Genomic DNA, 6,002 nt, shown 5'->3' with positions numbered 1-6,002 from the left:
CCAGCGGGCAATATCGCCGGTACGATATAAACGTCCCGGGCCGAAAGGATTAGCGATGAACCTGGCGGCGGTTAGCGCAGCATCATTTAAATAGCCTCTGGCCAGGCCGGCACCGGCGATATATAATTCGCCTGGTATGCCGGGCACACATAATTCATTGTTGGCATCCAGGATATAAACCTGTGTGCCACTAACCGGTTTACCGATAGGTAAGTTGTCCGACAGATCGGCGCCTTCCCGCGGAACACAATATTCTATCGCAGTAATAGTTGTTTCCGTAGGTCCGTACTCGTTATAGAAATCTACATGGTCCTTCCATTGCACTGCTAAGGCAGGCGGGCATATATCGCCACCCGATACCACACGTTTCAGTGCATAGCGGTTGCCTTTCAGGGTAGACAGGAAGCCTGGGGTAGCGTGTAGGTGAGTAATCTGCTGATCTGCTAAAAACTGATCAAATAAATCTCCGTTCAGTATAATATGCTCTGCAACCAATACCAATGTGGCCCCGTTACCCAGCGCCAGGAAGATTTGTTCCAGCGATGCATCAAAACAAAAATTCGAAAACTGCAGGATCCTGTCTTTGTCAGTGATCTGCATATAATCCCCCTGCCTACTGATGTAATCCGCCAGGGCAGCATGTTCTACCATTACTCCTTTAGGTACACCCGTACTGCCTGAAGTATAAATAACATATGCCAGGTGCTTACGACTGAGTGCTACAACAGGGTTGTTCTGCTGCCAGCCATTTAATGCCTGCAGGTTGTTATCCAGTATCAACAGGTTGGCCTGATACTGGGGCGGTATTTTTTCTTTACAGCTATCGCTGCTGACAATAATACGCGGAGATACATCCCGGAGCATTGCTGCTATCCTGGATACAGGATAGGCCGGATCTAACGGCACATATGCCGCGCCGGCTTTTAACACACCCAGTATACTTACAATAAGCGCCATTCCTCTTTCCAGGAGCACGGGCACCAATGTTTCCGGTGTTATGCCTTTATCAACCAGGTAATGCGCCAGCTGATTAACGCGACGATCTAATGCCGCATAGGTCAACTGCTCATTTTCCCATACCAGCGCCACTGCATCCGGTGTGCTTTGGGTAAATACCTCTATCATATCCAATACAGTACCGGCATAAGACACGTGGTTGAGATTATTATTGTAACCACTTAACAGCAATGCTTTTTCTGCCGGCGGAAGAATGTCCAGCTGCCTCACTTTGCAATGCGGATCTTTTGTGATACTATGTAACAGATGACTGTAATGAGAGAGCATCCGCGTGATGGTATCCCTGTGGAACAGCTCTGTACAATAGGTGATCGTTACGGATAAGCCATCAGCTGATTCGAGGATATCCAGGCTAATATCAAACAACGAAGTCGTTCTTTCTCTTCCTTCTTTTTCAAAACTTACCTGGCCAAAATCGAGGGCCGCTGCTTCTGGCATGTTCTGCAAAGAAAACATGATCTGGAAAACAGGGTTCCTGCTGATATCTCTTTCCACGCCGAGTACTTCCACAACTTTTTCGAAGGGCACATCCTGGTGGGAATAAGCGGCGATAGCCACGTCTTTTACCTGTTTCAGCTGTGTGATAAAATCAGCCTCCTCTTCCACATCTGCTTTTAACACCAGTGTATTTACAAAGAAACCAATCAACTGTTCTACCTCCTGCAGATGACGCCCTGCAACAGTAGTACCCACATGTACAGACTGCCGTCCGGTATAACGGTGCAACAGTACCATAAAGGCCGACAGCAGTACCATGAACAAGGTAGCATCTTCCTGTTTTGCCAATGTATTTAAGTCGTGCACCAACCCGGCAGGCATGTTACAGGACACAGAAGCTCCCGCGAGGCCCTGGTTGGAAGATCTTGGATAATCTGTGGTAAGCAACAACGGCTCCAAACCGGACAAATATTCTTTCCAGTATTGCAATTTGTTGTTGAGCAGTTCCGGCGACAATGCTTTCCGTTGCCAGATTGCATAGTCGGCATACTGCACCGGTAAGGGGGCCGGGGTTACTGTGCTACCACCTGTTTTTTGATGGTAGCCCGCCAGCAATTCATTTACCATAATGGCAATAGACCAGCCATCAAAAGCAATATGATGCATCACCATTACCAGGATAAATTCTTCTGGCTGTATTTTTACCAGGCATCCTCTTAACATGAAGTCGGCCGATAAATCAAATGGCTTTTTTATCATAGCGGCTACATACTCATCAGTACTGCCATACCTCCGTAATATATCTGATTCATTCACGTACTCCAGGCGCCAGTCGGCATTATCCAGGATCACCTGGTATCCTTTTCCGTCTTCGTCCCTAATCACAGTTCTCAACACTTCATGTCGTTCAATGATTTTGCTGAATGCCCATTCAAATGCCGTCACATCCAGTGATCCGGACAACCGGAAAATATAAGGCATATGGTACTGAACACTGCCCTGCAGTTTATCAATAAACCATATTCTTTCCTGGGAAAAAGATAAGGGAATGTACTTCTCTCTTTCATATTTGCAGATGGCTATATGATTGTTTGCCTGTTCCTGCGGAAGCAGCAACGCCGCTATTTCAGCGATCGTAGGGCCATCGAACAGTTCCCTGATAGATAGTTCCTTATTCAGTTCTTTTCTTACGGCAGATATTACCCGAATGGCCAGCAACGAATGCCCGCCACATTCAAAGAAGTTTTCGTATATGCCTATGCGTTCTACCCCCAGCAAGGACTGCCAGATTTCTGCCAATTGGGATTCAATAGCATTACGGGGTGCTGTGTACTCGTTCTGTAACGTAACGGGCAGCGATAAGCTCCGCAAAAAGGCACGGTTTATTTTCCCGTTTTCCGTGAGTGGAATATGATCCAGGATCAGGATCCGGGACGGGATCATATGGGCGGGCAACAATTGTTGCAGGTATGTTTGAAGGCTTGCCTGGGTGATGTTTTCTCCTTCCACGTATGCGATCAATTGTTTTTCTGCTGCGTTGTCGCCGTCTACCAGCACCACCGCCTGCTTTACCCCCCGGGCCTGTTGCAGGATCCATTCCACCTCAGCAGGTTCTACACGGTATCCGCGGATCTTCACCTGTTCATCTATACGTCCCAGGTAGGCCAGCAAGCCATCAGGCATCCATTTCACCTGGTCTCCGGTCCGGTACAGCCGACCTTCCCCGAAAGGATTAGCTACAAATTTTGCCGCGGTTAATTCCGATGCATGGTGATATCCCCTTGATAAACCTGTTCCCCCTACATATAACTCCCCTGCTATGCCAATGCCACATAACTGCTGCCGGGCATCCAATACATATACGGGGCGCCCCGCCAGCGGGCGGCCGATAGGAATATCGTTCCCACCGGATAGGTCTACTGCGCGGATATGATGCGTAACTGAGAAAGTGGTATTCTCCGTAGGACCATAACCGTTAATGATCTCCAATGCAGGATACCAACCTTGCAGCAGCGATACATAATGTGCTGATAGCCGGTCGCCGCCTACGAGGATCCGTTTCAGGCCGGCAAATAAATCCGGATCTGATTCTACCAGTTCATTAAACCAGCCTGCGGTAAACCACATCATCGTTACCCCATGAGCACGGATCTGCGCTTTCAGCAAACGGGTATCCAGCAATACAGGGGCGGCACAAAGTAACAGTTGGCCTCCGTGCAGGAGCATCATCCAGTATTCAAAAGTAGTGGCATCAAAAGATACAGAACCGGTGCTGAGCAATACTTCTTCCGGCTGTGCCAGTGCATAGGATTGCTGTGTTACCAGGCTCACTACATTCCGTTGCGTTACGGCCACTCCTTTGGGTTGCCCGGTACTGCCGGAAGTATACATCATATAGGCCAGGCTATTGGGCGATGATACCAGCGGTAATGCCGATGCATCATGGTAGTCGATAGTTGCCTTTATTTCATCGAGACAGATCAGCGAAGCGCCGGTGTTGTGAAGCAGTTCACGGTAACGGCTATCCGTTAATACCAGTCCGTTGCCGGTATCACTGATCATATAATGAATCCGCCCGGAAGGATACTCCGGATCAACCGGCACATAAGCGCCACCGGCCTTCAAAATAGCCAGTATAGCGATCATCATTTCCGGGCACTTATCCATACATACTTTTACCGGCGTTTCATGCACCACACCCTGCAATTGCAGGTAGCGGGCTAATTGATTGGCACGTTCATTTAAAACGCGATAGCTCATAGCCGTATCTTCAAATAAGATAGCGGTAGCATCAGGGCTACGCTGTACCTGTTGCTCAAACAGCGATACTATGGTATGCTGCTCATCGTGCCAGGAAGCCGCATTAAAGGCTGTCAGTACGGCATTCTCTTCTGCCGGAGGCAACATTCGTAAAGTACCTATAGCCATCGCCGGAGTAGCCAGGATAGATAACAGTAACTGCTCGTAATGCTGCAGTAGCCGTTCTATAGTGGCATGTGTATAAAGATGGCTGCTGTATACAACTTGTATATGCAGTCCATCTGCCTGTTCCGTGATGTCCAGTGAAATATCCATCTGCGCCGTTGCCGCTCCGGGATTAACAGGCTGCAGCGATACATTGCCGAGATCAAACAATCTGGTTTCGGGTGTATTTAATACCTGGAATTTTACATCGAAAAGAGGATGGCGGCTCATATCTCTTCCGAGGCCGAGTGCTTCCACTACTTTTTCAAAGGGCACATCCTGGTGTTCGTAAGCAGCCAGCGTAGTTTCCCGGATATTTTTAAGCAACCCGGTGAAAGACATGTCACTACTAACATTACTTTTCAGCACCAGCATATTTACAAAAAACCCAATCAATCCTTCTGTTTCCTGTTGCTGCCGGCCAGCCACGGGAGTACCTACTTGTACGGAAGACTGACCGGTATAGCGGAACAGCAGTACTTTAAATGCTGCCAGCAATGTCATAAACAGCGTAACGCCTTCCTGCTGCGATAAAGCCAGTAATCCATTTTTCAGCGATACGGGGTATAGCTTACTCAACTGTGCGCCTGTAACGCTTTGTTGTGCCGGCCTTGGATAATCTGTTAACAAGGCCAGTGGTTGCAGGTCATGCAATTGCGTTTTCCAATACAACAACTTCTCTGTCATCATGGCTGGCGTAAGATAAGTACGCTGCCAGGCCGCGTAATCTGCATATTGTACCGGAAGGGCTTTTATTATCGCCGGCCTGTTTTCCAGCCGGCTGCGATAGCCTTCCATCAGCTCTTCCACCAGCAATGATAGAGACCAGCCATCAAAGGCAATATGATGCGTAACTGCCACCAACAGGTATTCATCGTCGCCGGTCGTGATCAGGTGGACCCGCAGCATAAAATCTGCCGACAAATCGAATGGGGTATTTAATACCTCTTGAATATATTCATCCACCGTGATGCCGGCGGATATTATATCGGCTGCGGTAAGACAACGCATATTCCAGCCGCCCGCTTCCAGGATCACCTGGTAACCGCTTCCTGCTGTTTCCTGTATAACAGTTCTTAATACTTCGTGACGGCGCAGGATATCCCTGAAAGCAGATTCCAGGTGAGCAGCATGAATAGTACCCTTCAGCTTAAATACCCATGGCATATGATACTGCACGCTGCCTTTCAGCTTATCAATGAACCATAATCTTTCCTGAGGAAATGATAAAGGCAGCAGCTTGCTTCTATCTGTTATGGGTATGGGAGGTACAACCACTTCCTGTTTCGTATTTTTCAATACTTCCGCTAACGAGTACACTGTTGGATAATCAAACATCTGCTTAATAGCTACTTCCAGCCCCATTGTTTTCCGGATAGCAGATACTGCTCTGATCACCATCAGGGAATGACCACCCAGTTCAAACACATCATCGTGGCGACCTATTTCCGGAATCGCCAGCAGCTCTTCCCAGATGGCGGCCAGCTGTTTTTCCAATACACCCACCGGTGCTTCAAAATATATTTTACCGGTTACTTTTATATCATCGCGTGAAGCCAGGAATTTGCGATCCGTTTTACCGT

General features: G+C 48.2%; 1 protein-coding gene. It reads right to left on the bottom strand.

All coding sequences use genetic code 11. The features are described from left to right. The coding region (locus J7623_RS31695) for a non-ribosomal peptide synthetase (protein WP_291929403.1) at positions 1–6,002 on the bottom strand (6,002 nt) is incomplete at both ends.

The organism is Chitinophaga sp. (genome assembly GCF_017745275.1).
Lineage (GTDB): Bacteria > Bacteroidota > Bacteroidia > Chitinophagales > Chitinophagaceae > Chitinophaga.
Note: the sequence above shows the minus strand (reverse complement) of the source record. Positions and strands in the feature narration are given on the sequence as shown.